Source organism: Gordonia bronchialis DSM 43247 (assembly GCF_000024785.1).
Taxonomy (GTDB): Bacteria; Actinomycetota; Actinomycetes; order Mycobacteriales; family Mycobacteriaceae; genus Gordonia; species Gordonia bronchialis.
On the sequence record NC_013441.1, the window covers coordinates 4,867,754 to 4,883,471 of the forward strand.

Sequence of the window (15,718 nt, forward strand, 5' to 3'; positions counted from 1 at the left end):
AAGTGTCTGGTCTGGTGTCCACACATTCTGGCGCGGGTCAACCCAAAAGCGGAATGATCTCCGCCGACATCAGTGGTCTGTGTCGTCAGAGGTCGACGATCCGGTGGTACTGCCCGAATCGGTGGTGCTGCCCGAATCGGTGGTCTTGCCCGGATCAGTGGTCTTGCCCGAATCATCACCGCCGGCCGGGTCGCCCGCATTGTCGCTATCGCCCGATGGCTGGTCGGTGCTGGTGTGGTCGGTTTCCGCGTTGCCATCGGTCGCCGACGAGTCGTCCGGGCGGGTGGGCTTCGGTGCGCTGTCGCCCTCGTCGGTCGTGCCCGTCTCGGTGTCGGCGGTTCCGTGTCCGGCGGGATGCTCAGTGGCGTCGCCGCCGGGTTCGGTGCCCGTCTCGTCGTGGGTCACCACATCGGTGGGCGCGTCGAGAACTGTTGCTCGTGCGGAGTTCTGGTTGATCGTCGCGGTGTTGGTGGCTGTCGTCGTTGTCTGCCAGGCGGCTGGGTTCTGGTCGGGGTCGGTGGTGGGGACCGTCAATCCGAGTGCGTGATAGATCGCGACCTGCAGTTCGCGCGGGGTCGGCACCGCGATCCCGGCGACGGTGGACTGTTCCCCCGGCATCGGCACCGGCACCAACGCCGGCACGATCGCGTCGAACTCCGGTGGGACCGGGATACCCAAGCCACGCAGCATCATTCCCCAGGGATTGCCACCGTCGAGCACCACGTAGGTGGTGTGCCCCACGGTCCATTTCTTCACGACCGGGTACTGGTTGACGTAGTTGCCGTTGGCGCCGTGGATGTAGAAGCCGGGCAGCAGGTAGAACGCCGTCTCGAACGGATGGACCAGCGGGTTGCCCAGCCCGCAGCCGGAATCGCCACGCACGCAATAGGAGATCACCTCGATGTCGCCGGTGGCGGACTCGTCGCGCGGGCCGTTGGTGTAGAGGCCGGGGATGATGCTCGGCAGCACGACCTCGGCGCCGGTGTTGGGGAACCGGGTGTCGGTGCCAAGGAGAACCGTCATCTGGCTATCGGGAATCGCGCCGCTCTGGTGTAGGAGGTAGGCGGCATTCCAGGCGACCGGGCCGCTCTGCGAGTACCCGTTGAAGATCAGCCGCTGCGTCGGGTCGTCGGCGTGGACGAGTAGCGCGGCGTCGACGGCTTTGATGGTTCCATCGCGTACCGAGTCGTTGTAGGTCGCGTCGCCGACGAGATACACCGGGTAGCCGAGGATGGTGAACCCGAACGCGCCCGGGTAGTTCACGACGACCACGCGTCCGGGGTCGATCTGCTGGCCCTGATCGCCGTCGAACATCCCGATCGCCACGGTGCGCCCCCGCTGGTCGGCACCGTCGAAGTCGTCGGTACCGGGCACGAGGATGACCGTCGCGTTGTCCGCGAAATCCGCGGGCAGCCATGCCGGTTTCGACCGGATCTGCTCGGGCTTCTGCCACGATGCCGGGATCTGGATGTCAGGCAGGGTGAGCGGTCCGAGCGTCGCTGACGACGCCACACCGGGCGCAACAGCAGTCCGATGGTCACAAAGACGATGAACGAGAGCAGGATTCGGCGCACGGCAACCTCGATCGCAAGGGGAGAGTGTGCCGAAGTCTACGGTTGGCTAATCCGTTTCGCAGGACAGTTAACAACCAGGTCCGGTGGGACACCTGACTCAGTCGGTCGAACCGGAATCACCAGTGCCCGAACCATTTCCATCGGATTCCGAATTGTCCGAACCATCCGAGTCGGCGGCGGTATCGGAGTCCGTGGTGCCTGTCGACTCACCGGAGTCCGACGACGTGTCAGTGTCGCCCGCGTCGGTGTCGTTTGTGCCGGTGTCGCCCGTTTCGGTGCCGGTCTTGTGCGTGTCGTCGGTGGTGGTGGTCTGGTCGCTGTCCGCGGTCCCGGGTGTGTGTTCGGTTTCGTCACGACTCGGGTGGTCGGCGGACCGGTTCTCGCTGTCGTCGGCGACCTGGTTGGTCACGACGCCGGACCGACTGGTCGTTTCGGTGGCCTCGGCGGGCGGGGCCGCGTGCGAGTCGTCTTCGGTGTCATTGGTGGGATGGTTGAGCAGTTCGTCTCGGACGTCGGGGTTGCGGTCGGGATCGGTGACCGTGACCTTCAGTCCGAGCGCGTCGAAGATGATGTCCTGCAACTCGCGCGGTGTCGGAACGGCGACGCCGGCGATGGTCGATTCCTGGCCGGGCATGGGCACCGGGATGATTGCGCTCAATACCGCATCGGCGGCCTTGGGAACCGGAATACCCAGATCGCGCAACATCATTCCCCACGGATTGCCGCCGTCGTAGACGACGTAGTGGGTGTCGCCGTTGTCCCATTCCATCTTTTTCCCGTCAGCGTCGACGGCGATATCGTATTCGTTGATCCGATAGGTCAGGAACGCGTGCACGTAGAATCCGGGCACCAGGTAGAAGAAGGTCCCGACGGGGTTGGTGAACGGATTCCCGACGCCGCAGGTCGCATCACCGCGAACGCAATAGGAGACGACCTTGATCCCGGCCGTGTCGGCGACGTCGCGGTCGCCGTTGGTGTACATGCCCGGAATTAAGCTGGGCACAACGTTTTCCACACCAGTGTGCGGGAAGCGGGAGTCGGCGCCGACGACGACGAGGAGCTTTGCCGGGTCGACGCCCTCGGTGGCCGGATCACCACCCGCGTACCGCTTCTTGAGCATGTACGCGACATTCATGGCGACCGGAGCACTCTGCTAGTGTTCTGAGTCATTAATTCGTGTGCAGTAGTGGGCGATGGAGTCGAGGATCTGGTCAGCGGTCTTGACCCACACGTAGGGGCGGGGGTTGTCGTTCCAGGTCTCGATCCATGCTCTGATGTCGGCGTTGAGCGCTCTCACGGTGCGGTGGGTGGAGCGTTGGAGCTTCTTGGTGGTCAGTTCGGCGAACCAGCGTTCGACGAGGTTCATCCAGGATGAGCTCGTCGGGGTGAAGTGGACAACGAATCGTGGGTGCGAGGTCAGCCATCGTTTGACCGCGGGCGTCTTGTGGGTAGAGGCGTTGTCCATGACCAGGTGGACGTCGAGCTCGTCGGGCACCTCGGCGTCGATCTTGCGGAGGAATCCGATGAATTCCGTTGCGCGGTGCCGTGAGTGAAGCGAACCGATGACTTTGCCCGACGCGATGTCCAACGCCGCGTACAGGCTGGAGGTGCCGTTGCGCACGTAGTCGTGGCTGGCCCGTTGCGGGGTGCCCGGGAGCATGGGAAAGATCGGCTGGGTGCGATCGAGCGCTTGGATCTGGGTCTTCTCGTCAACGCAGAGCACCAGGGCACGTTCGGGTGGGTTCATGTAGAGCCCGACGACGTCGCGGACCTTCTCGGTGAACATGGGATCTTTCGACAGCTTCCACGAATCCTGTTTGTGTGGAGCCAATCCGAACGCCCGCCACACACGCGAAACAGTTGACTGCGACATGTCGAGATGCTCAGCCATCAACCGAGTCGACCAGTGTGTCGCATTCTTCGGAGTGGTCTCGAGAGTCGCGGTGATCAGGTCTTTGATCTGCTCGTCGTCGACGGTTCGAGGTCGCCCGGGCCGGGGTTCGTCGAGCAACCCCTCGCAGCGGTGCTCGACGAACCGGCCTCGCCATCGCCGCACGGTACCTCGGTTGAGGCCGAGTCGTTGTGCCACTTCGGTATTCGAACCGCCATCAGCGGCGGCGAGAACGATTCGTGAGCGCATCGCCAAACCCGAGGCCGTCGTTCGCCGACGCGCCCACCCTTCGAGCTCACGGCGCTCGTCATCGGTCAGAACAATATCCACTGCTCGCGGACCCCGGGTTGCCATTCCCTAGCCTAACAACCGAACGGAAATTAATGACTCAGAACACTAGTAACCGTTGATCACGATCTTCTGATTCGCATTCCCGGAATCGTTGGCCGCTTCGGCTGCCGCCACACCCTTCTGAGTGCCCTCGTACGCGGACTCGTTGAACGTGCCCGTTCCGGCGAGATAGATCGGGAAGTCACCGATGGTGAAACCGAACGCGGCCGGGTAGTCGACGACCTTCACCGGCGGCGCACTCGATGGTGGGTCCCCGAACATGCCGATCCCGCGGGTCCGGTTGAGCTGGTCCTCGCCGTCGTAGTCGGTGGTTCCCGGAATGAGAATGATGACGTCGCCTCGCTCCGCATTCAGCAAGGACGTCCCGTCGTCGTTCTTCATCCACTCCGGCTGCCGCACCTGGGTCGGCTTCGACTGGTCGATGGTCGCCGGCGGATTGATGTCCGGGAAGACGATCGGCCCGATCTGCAGGCCGGCGCGTTGGCGCCGGGGCTGAGGAACAGGGCGCCCGCCGTCATCACGACAGCAAGTAACCAGAGTTGTCGACGCACAATGAATCCTTCCGCCCCACAGCACAACTCGACGCTGCCGGTTATCCGAGCCGGCCGGCGTCGATGCTCGCGCGAAGTGTATACGCCCACGGGTGTCACGATGTGCGATACGCACGACACGACCGCCCGCCACCTGGGCTTTTATCGAGGGATTCGTACGATCAGGTGATCGTATAGGTACGACCGTCCAGCCCGGTGGCCCCGTCCGGCGCGGGTGATGCGTTGTCTTCGATCTGGGCGTGCCCGGCCTTGTCGATGGCCCGACACTCGACGTCGTGGTCCCCGGTGGTCGCCTGCCACGCAAACTTCCATTGCCGCCACGTGTCGTCGCTGTAGGCGGTGGCCAGCTCGGCCGGCTGCCACGGCCCCTTGTCGATCCGCACTTCCACGCGCTCGACGCCGGTGTGCTGGGCCCACGCGGTGCCCGCGATCACCACCTCGCCTGCCGGGTGCTTGGAGTTGCCCGTCGGCCGGTCGATTCGCGACGCCAGCTTGATGGGTCCCAGCGCCGACCATCCGCGGGTCGTCCAATAGGCAGTGGCCGAGCTGAACGTGGTCAGCTCCCAGTCGACGACCCACTTGGTGGCCGACACGTAGCCGTACAGTCCCGGCACCACTTGCCGTACCGGGTAGCCGTGTTCGAGCGGCAGCGGCTCGCCGTTCATCCCGATCACCAGCAGCGCGTCGCGGCCGTCGGTGATGGCCGAGACCGGGGTCCCACAGGTCCAGCCGTCCGAGCTGGTCGACAACAGCATGTCGGAGCCCGGGCGGACACCGGCGAGTTGGAGGATGTCGTTCATCGGAACTCCCAGCCAACGCGCGTTGCCGATGAGGTCGCCGCCGACCTCGTTCGACACGCAGGTGAGTGTCACCAGGCGTTCGGTCATCGGCATGGCCACGAGGTCGGCCCAGCTCAGCCGTACCTCTTTGTCCACCATGCCGTGGATGCGCAGCGACCAGTCGCCGGTCGTCAGCGTGGGGACCTGCAGAGCGGTGTCGATGCGGTAGAAGTCGCTGTTGTCGGTGACGAACGGGGTGGCACCGTTGACGCCGATGTCGGTGCCGGGCGGGATCGGCGGCGCGGGATCCTTCGGGATCGGGAGGACCAGGCCGGCACGGTCGGCGAGCGCGTTGGCGGTGCTGGCCAACAGCCGGCGCCCTACCGTCCCGACCACGGCGGCCGCGGCCACCACCCCGGCGGCGGTCAGCACGAACCGCCGGGAAACCAATGGGCCCGGCGATGTTTCGCGACCGACCCGGTGGTCGCCGAGCTGACCGACGAGCACCCGCAACACGATCACGCCGACGACGCCCGCCATGATCGACGGCAGCGCGTAAGTCCAGGCCGAGTTCGGGCGCCCGAGCGCGGCGAGAGCGCCGACGATGCCGAAGACCGCTATGACCACGGAGCCGATCGGCGGACGAAGCTTCTCCGCGACACCGCAGCCCGCCGCGAGCAGCGCGATGATCACGCCCATCCCGACAAACAACGCCGCCTTGTCGGAGGTCCCGAAGGTGCTGATCGCCCACTCGCGGACGCCGGCCGGCGAGTGGTCGACCACAGTTGAGCCCACCGCGAAATACGGTGACGCATCCGGCGACACCGGGACGGCGGCGAGTTCGCCAACGGCGAGGGCGGCCCCGACGGACACCAGCCCGGACAGCGCGGCGAACGCCAGTCTCGCGTCACCCGCGTGCACGTTGGTCATACCTCTTGATACCCCCGAATCGGCGCAGGTTTACTCCGCCGGCGGTATCGCGTCGGGCATTCAGCCGACCCACGCCGCACTCGTCACCCTCGGCGAGCGGCCGGTCCGTGCTCATGGCCATCGATGCCCGATCAAGGCCCCTGGCAAAGCACTAGAACACGTTCTAGTTTCCGGCTATCGTGTGCCCATGGCAGCTAGCACAGAAATCCCGGAGACCGTCGCCCTCTCGAGCGTGACCGAGTTCTCCGACGAGGTCGACGTCGTGGTGATCGGGTTCGGGATCGCGGGCGGATGTGCCGCCGCGGAGGCAGCCGCGCACGGCGCCAGAGTTCTGCTCCTCGAGCGGGCAGCAGCGGCCGGCGGTACCACGTCGATGGCGGGCGGCTTCTTCTATCTCGGCGGCGGCACCCCGGTACAGGTCGCCACCGGGCAGGAGGACAGCGCCGAGGAGATGGCCAAGTACCTCACGGCCGTGTCGGTGGACCCCGAGCTCGACAAGATCGAGGCGTACTGCACCGACAGCGTCGATCACTTCACCTGGCTGGAGAGCCTCGGCTTCGCCTTCGAGCGGAGTTTCTACCCCGAGAAGGCGGTGATCCAGCCCGGCACCGAAGGGCTGATGTACACCGGCAACGAGAAGGTGTGGCCGTTCAAGGACATGGCACACCCCGCCCCACGCGGCCACAAGGTCCCGGTCCCCGGGGACACCGGCGGCGCGTCACTCGTGATCGACCTGCTCGTCAAACGCCTGGCCGAACTCGGCGCCGAGGTTCGATATGACACCGGCGCACGCCAACTCGTCCTCGACGACGACGGTGCGGTGGCCGGGGTGGTCTGGAAGCGTCCCGGCGAGGAGGGGGTGATCAGGGCACGTTCGGTGATCATCGCGGCCGGCGGATTCGTGATGAACCCGGACATGGTCGCCGCCAACACCCCGCACCTCGCCGAGAAGCCCTTCGTCCTCGGCAACACCTACGACGACGGCCTCGGTCTCCGGATGGGTAAATCCGTTGGTGCAGAACTGAAGTACATGGACAAGGCGTTCATCACCGCGCCGATCTACCCACCGGCCTCGATGGTGACCGGCATCATCGTCAACCGCGACGGCGACCGCTTTGTCACCGAGGACTCCTACCACGCCCGCACGTCCGGTTTCGTGATGGAACAGCCCGACGCCGTCGCCTACCTGATCGTCGACGAATCGCACATGAACCCCGACCGCAACTACCTGGTGCCGCTCATCGACGGCTGGGAGACGGTCGAGGAGATGGAACGGGATCTCGGCATCCCGGAGGGCAAGCTCGTCGCAACACTCAAGCGCTACAACGAGAATGCCGCCAACGGCGAAGACCCCGACTTCCACAAGGCAGCCGAGTTCCTCGAGCCGCAGGACACCGGCCCCTGGGCGGCCTACAACCTGTCCCTCGGCAAGGCGATGTACGCCGGCTTCACCATGGGCGGCATGGCGACGTCGGTCGACGGCGAGGTCCTCGACGACGCCGGACGCGTGATCGAGGGCCTGTACGCGGCCGGGGCGTCGGCGTCGAACATCGCCCAGGACTGCAAGGGCTATTGCAGCGGAACGCAACTCGGCGAAGGGTCGTACTTCGGGCGGCGGGCCGGCAGGCACGCGGCCGCACGGGCGGGCAGCCCCACTGCTGCGCGAGCCCACTGACGCGCGGCTACCTGTTCGGCGCAAACCTCCGCAGTCGCAGGCTGTTGCCGACGACGAACACCGACGACAACGCCATCGCCGCACCGGCGATCATCGGGTTGAGCAAGCCGGCCGCGGCCAGCGGGATGGCCGCGACGTTGTAGCCGAAGGCCCAGAAGAGATTTCCCTTGATGGTGCCCAGGGTGCGGCGTGCCAGCCGGATCGCGTCGCCCACCACCCGCAGGTCGCCGCTCACCACCGTGAGGTCACTGGCCGCGATGGCGACGTCGGTGCCGGTTCCCATCGCGAGGCCGAGGTCGGCCTGCGCGAGAGCGGCGGCGTCGTTGATGCCGTCGCCGACCATCGCGACCGAATGACCCTGTGATTGCAGTTCTTTGATCACGCCGAGCTTGCCCTCGGGGGACACTCCGGCGGTCACGTCGTCGATCCCGACCTGTTGGGCCGCGTGCCGCGCGGCACCCTCGTTGTCCCCGGTGAGCAGCATCGGCGTCAGCCCGAGACGGCGGAACTCGACGATCGCAGCAGCCGACGACGCTTTCACCCGATCTTCAACGACGATGGCGCCCAACGGCTTTCCATCGGCGGACACGACAACCACGGTACCCCCGCGCCGCTGCGCGCGATCCACTACCTCCGCCAGATCTGCGTCGAGAGCGCCCGGTGCACGATCCGGCGCGGTCACCACGATCTCACGGCCGTTGACGCGACCCGACACCCCAACACCCTGCGTTGACGTGAAGTTCTCGACGGCAGGTACCGGAACATCTTGCGCAGCAGTGACAATCGCGGCGGCGATCGGGTGTTCGGACGCGGATTCGACGGCGGCAGCCGCGATCAGCACCTCGGTCTCGTCGTGACCGTCGGCGGAGATGATCTCCGACACGGTCATATCGCCGGTGGTCACCGTGCCGGTCTTGTCCAGCACGATCACGTCGACGCGGCGCGTCGACTCCAGCACCTCGGGTCCCTTCAGCAGAATGCCCAGTTGCGCACCGCGACCCGTACCCACCATCAGGGCAGTGGGCGTGGCCAGACCGAGCGCACAGGGACATGCGATGATCAGCACGGCCACCGCGGCCGTGAACGCGAACGTCACGTCGCCACCACTCATTCCGGCCTGCGCCGCGACGCCCATCCAGAAGCCGAGGGTGGCAACCGAAATCGCGATCACCACGGGAACGAAGACGGCAGAGATCCGGTCAGCGAGGCGTTGGGCGTCGGCCTTGCCCTCCTGCGCAGCGGTGACCATCGCGGCCATCTGTGCCAGGGCGGTGTCGGCGCCGACCGCGGTGGCGCGCACGACGAGTCGGCCGCTGGTGTTGACCGTGGCACCCACCACGTCGTCGCCCACGGTGACCTCGGCCGGCACGGATTCGCCGGTCACCATCGACGCGTCGACGGCCGACGCTCCGTCGATCACCATGCCGTCGGTGGCGATCTTCTCGCCCGGGCGGACGACGAATTCATCGCCGACGGCCAACTGGCCGATGGGGATTCGCGACTCCCGGCCGTCGCGGCGAACCGACACCTCCTTGGCGCCGAGGTCCATCAGCGCGCGCAGCGCGTCCCCGGCGCGGCGTTTGGATCGCTTCTCGAAATAGCGCCCGGCAAGCAGGAATGTGGTGACCCCGGCCGCGGCCTCCAGGTAGATGTGCGACGACCCGTCGGCGCGTTGCGGTAGGAAGTCGAATCCGTGTGTGAGACCGGGGGTTCCGGCGGTTCCGAGGAACAGCGCATACAGCGACCAGCCGAAGGCGGCCAGGGTGCCGATGGACACCAGCGTGTCCATCGTGGTGGCGCCGTGACGCAGGTTGATCCACGCCGCGCGGTGGAACGGGTAGGCACCCCACACGACGACCGGCGCCGCGAGGGTCAGAGAAAGCCATTGCCAGTAGGTGAATTGCAGCGCCGGGATCATCGCCAGCGCGATCACCGGGATGGAGAGCACCGCGGACACGATGAGCCGCTGGCGCAGTGCATCGAGTTCGGCATCCGGGCGTTGACCGTGGTCGTCGACGGGCGGGGACACGGCGCGCGGGTCGTCAACGGGCGCGGCGTCGTATCCGGCGGCCCGGACCACGTCGATGAGTTCGTCGGTCCCGACACCGTCGGGGACCTGGACGTGCGCGCGTTCGGTGGCGTAGTTGACCGATGCGGTGACTCCGTCGATCTTGTTGAGTTTGCGTTCTATCCGGTTCGCGCAGGATGCGCACGTCATGCCGTCGATGTCGAGATCGATCGCGAGGGACTCGGTGCTCATGACGGCTCCTTCCCCGTGTCGGGATCGTGCTGATGCCCTCCGGTGGGCCCGGTATCACCGACGGTGTGCGAATTTCCGTGCGCCGGAGCGGTATCCACTTCCGGCCCCCACGCGTATCCGATACCGAAAGCGATCGCGCACACCACGATGAGCGCTCCGAGATAGGCCGTGACCTTCATCGCCATCGACTCACGTCAGCTGATAGCCGGCCTCGGCCACCGCCGCGGCGATCTGCGAGCGGTCGATCTCGCGATCACTGGTGACCCGCACGGCACCGGTGTCGAGGGTCACGTCCACCCCGGTGACGCCCGGGATCTCGCCGATCTCCTCACGCACCGAGGCGACGCAGTGGCCGCAGGTCATGCCCGTGACGGTGTAGTCGGTGGTTGTCTGAGTTGCCATGTCTGTTGGTCTCCTCGGTTGAAAGTGGTGGTGAGTGTTGGGATGTCAGGACTTGACCAACCGCTCGATGGCGGCCATCGCCTCGTCGATCTTTTCCTGACCGGCAGTGTCACTCTCCTGCGCGGCGTGCATCACGCAGTGGCTCATGTGCTCCTCGAGCAGCCCGAGACTCACCGCCTGCAGCGCCTTGGTCATCGCCGACACCTGCGTCAGGATGTCGATGCAGTAGGCCTCCTCCTCGACCATCCGCTGCAGTCCGCGCGCCTGCCCCTCGATGCGGCGCAGGCGACGCAGATAGTCGTCTTTGCGCCCGATGTACCCGTGCTGTTGCTTCTCGTCCATGATCGCTCCTATACCCCCTGGCGGTATCTCCTACCGGTATACCACCGATTCCCATAGAACACTGCCCCCCTAGGGTATGTGGACCCGCGGAGCCATCCCCCTGGCCGAACGCGCACCCATCCTGCTGACCGGACGCGCACCTCATACCTGCCGACCGGACGCGCACCTTATACCTGCTGGTTGAGCCGCGACGGGTGAACGTAGTGAGTTCGACGCGTGTCGAAACCATCAGTGAGACAACGGTATCCGCAACCACCACCGCACACGCTGGTCGCGGACGTTCATGTCTCGCGTGTGGTTTCGACGCGGCTCGGCTCGCTTCGCTCGCCGTGCCGGCTCAACCAGCAGAAGTGAAGACCCGGCTCAACCAGCAGAAGTGAAGACCCGACTCAACCAGCGGGGACGCGGAGAACCAGCTCACCCATTGAGGGAGGCATAACCCCGTCAGCTCTGGCGCAGAATCTCCGCAAGTCTCGCGATCGATGCCGCGACGTCGTCGAGGGCGGCGCTGATCCGGGCGTCACGGTCACTGAGTGGGAGGGCGATCTCGCCGGAGCCGTGGTCGGATGCCGAACCATGGTCGGATGCGTCGTCGGGCCGACGGCGCCGACCGTGATACTCGGGTTCGGGAAGGCGAGGCGCCGGGGCCGGGGGTTCGGCATCGGTCGATCGGCGACCGCCTCGGTAGGTTGCGGCCGGATCGTCTGACTGTCCGACCGGCCGCGGCGGTTCAGGGAAATGGTGCGCGCCGGTGCGCGTCGACGGCGGCGCCGGAACCGGGCCGCCGGGCGGGGGGTATCCGGGGCCGGGCGTCCCGTGGGCACCGGCCGGCGGGCCGGCGACCGGATAACCACCTGTCTGCGGGACCGGCGGTTGCCCACCCATCTGGGATCCACCCATCTGGGGTCCACCCGAGTGAGGTCCGGTGACCGGGTATCCGCCGGTCTGCGGACCCGGCGTCGAATATCCACCGACATGATGGCCGCCCTGCCCGGCACTCATCGCCGACGGCACGTGCCCGTTGGTCCGCGCATAGAAGTGCGGGCCGCCATGGCCGGCGAAGAACACACAGCCGGCACCTTCCGGCGAGGGCACCGGACACGGATTGCGCTCGATGAGCGATTGGGCCCGATTGTTGAAGTCGTTCCACTCCAGCCATAGTCGCCGGTCGTGACGCGGTCGCACACTGGCATCCGTCGCATGATTGCCGCCATGACCGATGCCGAGCCGGCATTGCAACAGCCACTCGGACTCGCTGGAAAGGCCGAGCGCCACTCGCTCGGCAGGGCGGCACACCACCGTCGACCAGCAACCTTCGCCGTTCATACGGCTCCCTCCACGCGCCTGTGCTCTCCACCGCAATCCCCGAAGACGGCCGGCCGCGTTGTGGCCGGCGTCGCCCGCGGCACTTGTGGTGACCGACTCCCGGCGACTACCACCGGGAGTGAACGACACCTGAACGCTGCGCGAACGCACACCGACGTCGTCGGTGATGTGTGGAGATCCCTCGGGTCAGTCTACGAAGGACGCCGCCTCGGTGCCACCCCCACCCGCTCAGACCGGCGTGGCGGCCGCACCTGCGAGTTCGGCCTCCTGCACCAAGCCGTCGCGCAGGCGGAAATGCCGCGATGCGGCGACTCCGTCGGTCTCGGGATGATCGATCCGCACATGCGCACCACGCGACTCGGCCCGGGCGCGGGCAGCCGCCACCACCGCGGTGGCCGCCAGCGTGAGGCCGGCGTCTTCGACGGCATCCGGCGTGGTCAGCTCCCGGATCGGGGCGTCGGCGAGGAGCGCGGCGACCTCGTCGAGCCCGTCGGCGCTCCGACGCAGCGCCACCGACCGGGACATGGCGTCCTGCAGTCGGGGTCGGCGCAGCACCGGCGCCGCCTCTTTCGGGAGACACATCGCGCCCGCCGGCTCGGTCCGTCGCACCCAGGCGACACGCGCGGCGCGGCGACCCATCACGAGTCCCTCGAGCAGGCTGTTGGACGCGAGGCGGTTGGCGCCGTGCAGACCTGTGCGGGCCACCTCACCGGCAGCGAGCAGACCGGGCACCGAGGTGCTCGCGTCGAGGTCGGTGACCACGCCACCGCACAGATAGTGCGCGCCGGGCACCACCGGGATGAGGCCGTCGGTGAGGTCGATGCCCGCAGCGGTGACACCCGCGGCGACCGTCGGGAATCGGGCGGCGAAGTCGTCGACGCCCCGCACGTCGAGGTGGACGCAGGCTGCGCCGGTCCGCTCGATCGCCGCCTCCACCGCGTTGGCGACGACATCACGCGGCGCGAGGTCGCCCATCGGGTGTACCCCCGCCGTCACCGACTCCCCGTACGCATCGACGAGTCGGCCACCCTCACCGCGGACCGCCTCGCTGATGAGCGTTCGCCGACCACGGGCTCCCGGGGTATAGAGCATCGTCGGATGGAACTGGATGAACTCCAGGTCGGCGACGAGGGCCCCGGCACGCAACGCCAGTGCGACGCCGTCGGCGGTGGCACCCGCGGGATTGGTGGTCGCGGCGTACAGATGTCCGACGCCGCCGGTGGCCAGCAGAACCGTCGGCGCGCACACCACGTGACGCCGACCATGCTGCCGATAGGCGACTCCCACAGCCACCCCGTCGTCGACGAGAATCGAAGTAGCAGTGGCATTGTCGCGGCAGTCCACACCCATGCGGCCGACCGCTGCGCCCAGCGCACGCGCGATCGCGGCGCCGGTGGCGTCCCCGCCCGCGTGGATGATGCGGCGCACATGGTGACCGCCCTCCCGGGTGCGCAGCAGCCTGCCGTCGGCGTCACGGTCGAAGAGCGCGCCGCGTCCGATCAACTCGGCCACCGCATCCCAGCCCTCGGCGAGGATCGGGCCCGCGGCGTGCGGATCGGTCAGTCCCGCGCCGGCGGCGACCGTGTCGGCGAGATGGCGGTCCACCGAGTCCCCGGGCACGTCGGGCATCACCACGGCGACGCCGCCCTGCGCGTAGAAGGTCGACGTCGACTGCTCGGCCCGATCGGCCCGCCACCGCGGCCCCTTGTTGAGGATGACCACGGACAGGCCGCGCTCGGCCGCGCAGATCGCCGCGGTCAGACCCGCGACACCGGCGCCGACCACCACAAGATCGGCACGGCTCACTGGCTCGGCAGATTCCGTTTTCATCGCTCGCCTCTCGGGACGCGGGACAAATCATCGTCGGGATCAACACCGCAGGCACGTTTTCGATTCCCAGTCGAAAACCTTACTCGCCGGCGCAACACCTGACGAGATCACGCCGGCTCGCTACGCTTCGAAGATGCGGCGACTCCTGTACACGATCAACGTCACCCTCGACGGTTGCGTCGATCATCGGGCGGTGGACGCCACCGAAGAGCTGCACGCGCATGCGGCGTCGGTTCTGGCCGGAGCCGACGCCCTTCTGTTCGGCCGAGTGACCTATCAGATGATGGAAGGCGCCTGGCGTGCGCCGCACTCCGACGCGATGCCCGCCGAGACCCAGCAGTTCGCCCGCGCCATCGATGCCGCCGAGAAGTTCGTCGCCTCCTCGACCCTGGCATCGGTCGACTGGAACGCGCAGCTCATGACCGGCGACCTCGCCGATGCCGTCCGCCGCATCAAGGACGGACCGGGTGACTACGTCTACGTCGGCGGCGTGCAACTGCCGACGGCCCTGGCCGATCTGGGCCTCATCGACGAGTACGAGTTCGTGGTGCACCCGACCGTCGCCGGGCATGGGCCCCGCCCGTTCGACGGACTCTCCCACCCCCTCGATCTGACCCTGACCGGTGCCGAGGAGTGGCGCTCGGGGGCCGTCGCGCGAAGGTATGTCCCGCGAGCGACCGCCTGAGCGGAGCTATCCGAGCGTCGCCGTGTCGATGACGAAGCGGTACCGCACGTCGCTGGCGACCACGCGGTCGTAGGCGTCGTTGATCTGATCGGCGGCGATCACCTCGATCTCGGCGCCGATGTTGTGTTCGGCGCAGAAGTTCAGCATCTCCTGGGTTTCGGCGATGCCACCGATCATCGAGCCTGCGAAACTCCGACGGTTGGCGGTCAATGCGAAGGCGGGCACCTCGATGGGATGCTCGGGCAGACCGAGCTCCACGAGACTGCCGTTGATCGCCAGCAGGCCGAGGTACTTGGTGATGTCGAGGTTCGCCGACACGGTGTTGATGATGAGGTCGAAGCTGTTGCGCAACGTGCGGAATGTGTCGGGATCGCTTGTCGCGTAATAGTGATCGGCACCGAGGCGCAGCCCGTCCTCCATCTTCTTCAGCGACTGCGACAGCACGGTGACCTCGGCGCCCATCGCGTGCGCGAGTTTCACACCGACGTGGCCGAGCCCGCCAAGGCCGATGATCGCCACCTTCTTGCCCGGCCCGGCCTGCCAGTGCCGCAGCGGCGAGTACAGCGTGATGCCGGCGCACAGCAACGGCGCTGCCTCGTCGAGTCCGATGCCCTCCGGGATGGCGCACACGTAGTTCTCGTCGACGACGATCGCGGTGCTGTAGCCGCCGTGTGTGGGTTGCCCGTCGCGCCCGACCGCGTTGTAGGTGCCGACCATGCCGCGCACGCAATACTGTTCCTCACCGGCCAGGCATGGTTCACACTCCCGGCAGGAGTCGACGAAGCAGCCGACGCCGACCCGGTCGCCGACGGCGTGGCGAGTCACCGACGAACCGACCGCCGACACGGTGCCCGCGATCTCGTGGCCGGGTACCACCGGGAAAGCGGTGCGTCCCCACTCGCCGCGCGCGGTATGGATGTCGGAGTGACAGATGCCCGCAAAGGCGATGTCGATGGCGACGTCGTTCGGTCCGAGATCGCGGCGCTCGATGGTGGTCGGGCTCAGCGGCTGGTCGGTGGCGGTCGCGATGTAGGCGTTCACGGTGGTGGGCATGTCCGCCAGTCTGCCGACGCTCGTCCACTCATGCCAGTTGACGCATATCACCTGTCACTTCGCCCCGGC

General features: G+C 67.1%; 13 protein-coding genes. 2 read left to right on the plus strand and 11 right to left on the minus strand.

Annotated elements, in window-relative coordinates; genetic code table 11:
* Positions 1 to 69: 69 nt before the first annotated feature.
* The 5 genes from GBRO_RS22535 to GBRO_RS22555 form a co-directional block, all read right to left on the minus strand.
* The gene (locus GBRO_RS22535; RefSeq protein WP_012836158.1) at positions 70 to 1,512 is read right to left on the minus strand and encodes an alpha/beta hydrolase family protein; all 1,443 of its coding nucleotides are present in this window, start codon (positions 1,510 to 1,512) and stop codon (positions 70 to 72) included.
* 159 nt (positions 1,513 to 1,671) lie between these two features.
* On the minus strand, positions 1,672 to 2,709 hold the full coding sequence (locus GBRO_RS22540) for a hypothetical protein (protein ID WP_012836159.1): 1,038 nt from the start codon (positions 2,707 to 2,709) through the stop codon (positions 1,672 to 1,674).
* Between the two features lie 18 nt (positions 2,710 to 2,727).
* A complete protein-coding gene (locus GBRO_RS22545; RefSeq protein WP_012836160.1) occupies positions 2,728 to 3,819 on the minus strand; it encodes an IS630 family transposase in 1,092 nt (363 codons plus the stop codon).
* A 42-nt stretch (positions 3,820 to 3,861) separates the two neighbouring features.
* On the minus strand, positions 3,862 to 4,197 hold the full coding sequence (locus GBRO_RS22550; RefSeq protein WP_012836161.1) for a hypothetical protein: 336 nt from the start codon (positions 4,195 to 4,197) through the stop codon (positions 3,862 to 3,864).
* Between the two features lie 331 nt (positions 4,198 to 4,528).
* A complete protein-coding gene (locus GBRO_RS22555) occupies positions 4,529 to 6,076 on the minus strand; it encodes a molybdopterin-dependent oxidoreductase (protein ID WP_041920048.1) in 1,548 nt (515 codons plus the stop codon).
* Between the two features lie 187 nt (positions 6,077 to 6,263).
* Between GBRO_RS22555 and GBRO_RS22560 the strand changes: the two genes are divergently transcribed.
* On the plus strand, positions 6,264 to 7,751 hold the full coding sequence (locus GBRO_RS22560; RefSeq protein ID WP_012836163.1) for an FAD-binding protein: 1,488 nt from the start codon (positions 6,264 to 6,266) through the stop codon (positions 7,749 to 7,751).
* Between the two features lie 7 nt (positions 7,752 to 7,758).
* Here GBRO_RS22560 and GBRO_RS22565 read toward each other — a convergent pair whose 3' ends face one another.
* The 5 genes from GBRO_RS22565 to nadB all read right to left on the minus strand — a co-directional run bounded on the left by GBRO_RS22565 (position 7,759) and on the right by nadB (position 13,911).
* Positions 7,759 to 10,011 (minus strand): heavy metal translocating P-type ATPase, encoded by a 2,253-nt coding sequence (locus tag GBRO_RS22565; RefSeq protein ID WP_012836164.1) that lies wholly within the window; start codon positions 10,009 to 10,011, stop codon positions 7,759 to 7,761.
* 189 nt (positions 10,012 to 10,200) lie between these two features.
* The gene (locus GBRO_RS22575; protein ID WP_012836166.1) at positions 10,201 to 10,413 is read right to left on the minus strand and encodes a heavy-metal-associated domain-containing protein; all 213 of its coding nucleotides are present in this window, start codon (positions 10,411 to 10,413) and stop codon (positions 10,201 to 10,203) included.
* Between the two features lie 45 nt (positions 10,414 to 10,458).
* Complete coding sequence (locus tag GBRO_RS22580; RefSeq protein ID WP_012836167.1) at positions 10,459 to 10,755, minus strand: metal-sensitive transcriptional regulator; 297 nt, start codon at positions 10,753 to 10,755, stop codon at positions 10,459 to 10,461.
* Positions 10,756 to 11,199: 444 nt separating this feature from the next.
* Positions 11,200 to 12,081 (minus strand): hypothetical protein, encoded by an 882-nt coding sequence (locus GBRO_RS22585; RefSeq protein ID WP_012836168.1) that lies wholly within the window; start codon positions 12,079 to 12,081, stop codon positions 11,200 to 11,202.
* 228 nt (positions 12,082 to 12,309) lie between these two features.
* Positions 12,310 to 13,911, minus strand: a complete 1,602-nt coding sequence (gene nadB, locus GBRO_RS22590) for an L-aspartate oxidase (protein WP_012836169.1) — start codon at positions 13,909 to 13,911, stop codon at positions 12,310 to 12,312.
* A 133-nt stretch (positions 13,912 to 14,044) separates the two neighbouring features.
* Here nadB and GBRO_RS22595 point away from each other — a divergent pair, with 133 nt between their 5' ends.
* Positions 14,045 to 14,596, plus strand: a complete 552-nt coding sequence (locus GBRO_RS22595) for a dihydrofolate reductase family protein (RefSeq protein ID WP_012836170.1) — start codon at positions 14,045 to 14,047, stop codon at positions 14,594 to 14,596.
* Between the two features lie 6 nt (positions 14,597 to 14,602).
* Here the strand turns inward: GBRO_RS22595 and GBRO_RS22600 are convergent, their stop codons facing one another.
* Entirely contained in the window at positions 14,603 to 15,649 is a 1,047-nt protein-coding gene (locus GBRO_RS22600; protein ID WP_012836171.1) for an NAD(P)-dependent alcohol dehydrogenase, read from the minus strand.
* Between the last annotated feature and the right edge of the window lie 69 nt (positions 15,650 to 15,718).

Bases quoted from the DNA above. Each gene is read 5' to 3' on its own strand.
- GBRO_RS22540 (WP_012836159.1), bottom strand. From the start codon at position 2,709: ATGAATGTCGCGTACATGCTCAAGAAGCGGTACGCGGGTGGTGATCCG.
- GBRO_RS22545 (WP_012836160.1), bottom strand. From the start codon at position 3,819: ATGGCAACCCGGGGTCCGCGAGCAGTGGATATTGTTCTGACCGATGAC.
- GBRO_RS22550 (WP_012836161.1), bottom strand. From the start codon at position 4,197: ATGAAGAACGACGACGGGACGTCCTTGCTGAATGCGGAGCGAGGCGAC.
- GBRO_RS22555 (WP_041920048.1), bottom strand. From the start codon at position 6,076: ATGACCAACGTGCACGCGGGTGACGCGAGACTGGCGTTCGCCGCGCTG.
- GBRO_RS22560 (WP_012836163.1), top strand. From the start codon at position 6,264: ATGGCAGCTAGCACAGAAATCCCGGAGACCGTCGCCCTCTCGAGCGTG.
- GBRO_RS22565 (WP_012836164.1), bottom strand. From the start codon at position 10,011: ATGAGCACCGAGTCCCTCGCGATCGATCTCGACATCGACGGCATGACG.
- GBRO_RS22575 (WP_012836166.1), bottom strand. From the start codon at position 10,413: ATGGCAACTCAGACAACCACCGACTACACCGTCACGGGCATGACCTGC.
- GBRO_RS22580 (WP_012836167.1), bottom strand. From the start codon at position 10,755: ATGGACGAGAAGCAACAGCACGGGTACATCGGGCGCAAAGACGACTAT.
- GBRO_RS22585 (WP_012836168.1), bottom strand. From the start codon at position 12,081: ATGAACGGCGAAGGTTGCTGGTCGACGGTGGTGTGCCGCCCTGCCGAG.
- nadB (WP_012836169.1), bottom strand. From the start codon at position 13,911: ATGAAAACGGAATCTGCCGAGCCAGTGAGCCGTGCCGATCTTGTGGTG.
- GBRO_RS22595 (WP_012836170.1), top strand. From the start codon at position 14,045: ATGCGGCGACTCCTGTACACGATCAACGTCACCCTCGACGGTTGCGTC.
- GBRO_RS22600 (WP_012836171.1), bottom strand. From the start codon at position 15,649: ATGCCCACCACCGTGAACGCCTACATCGCGACCGCCACCGACCAGCCG.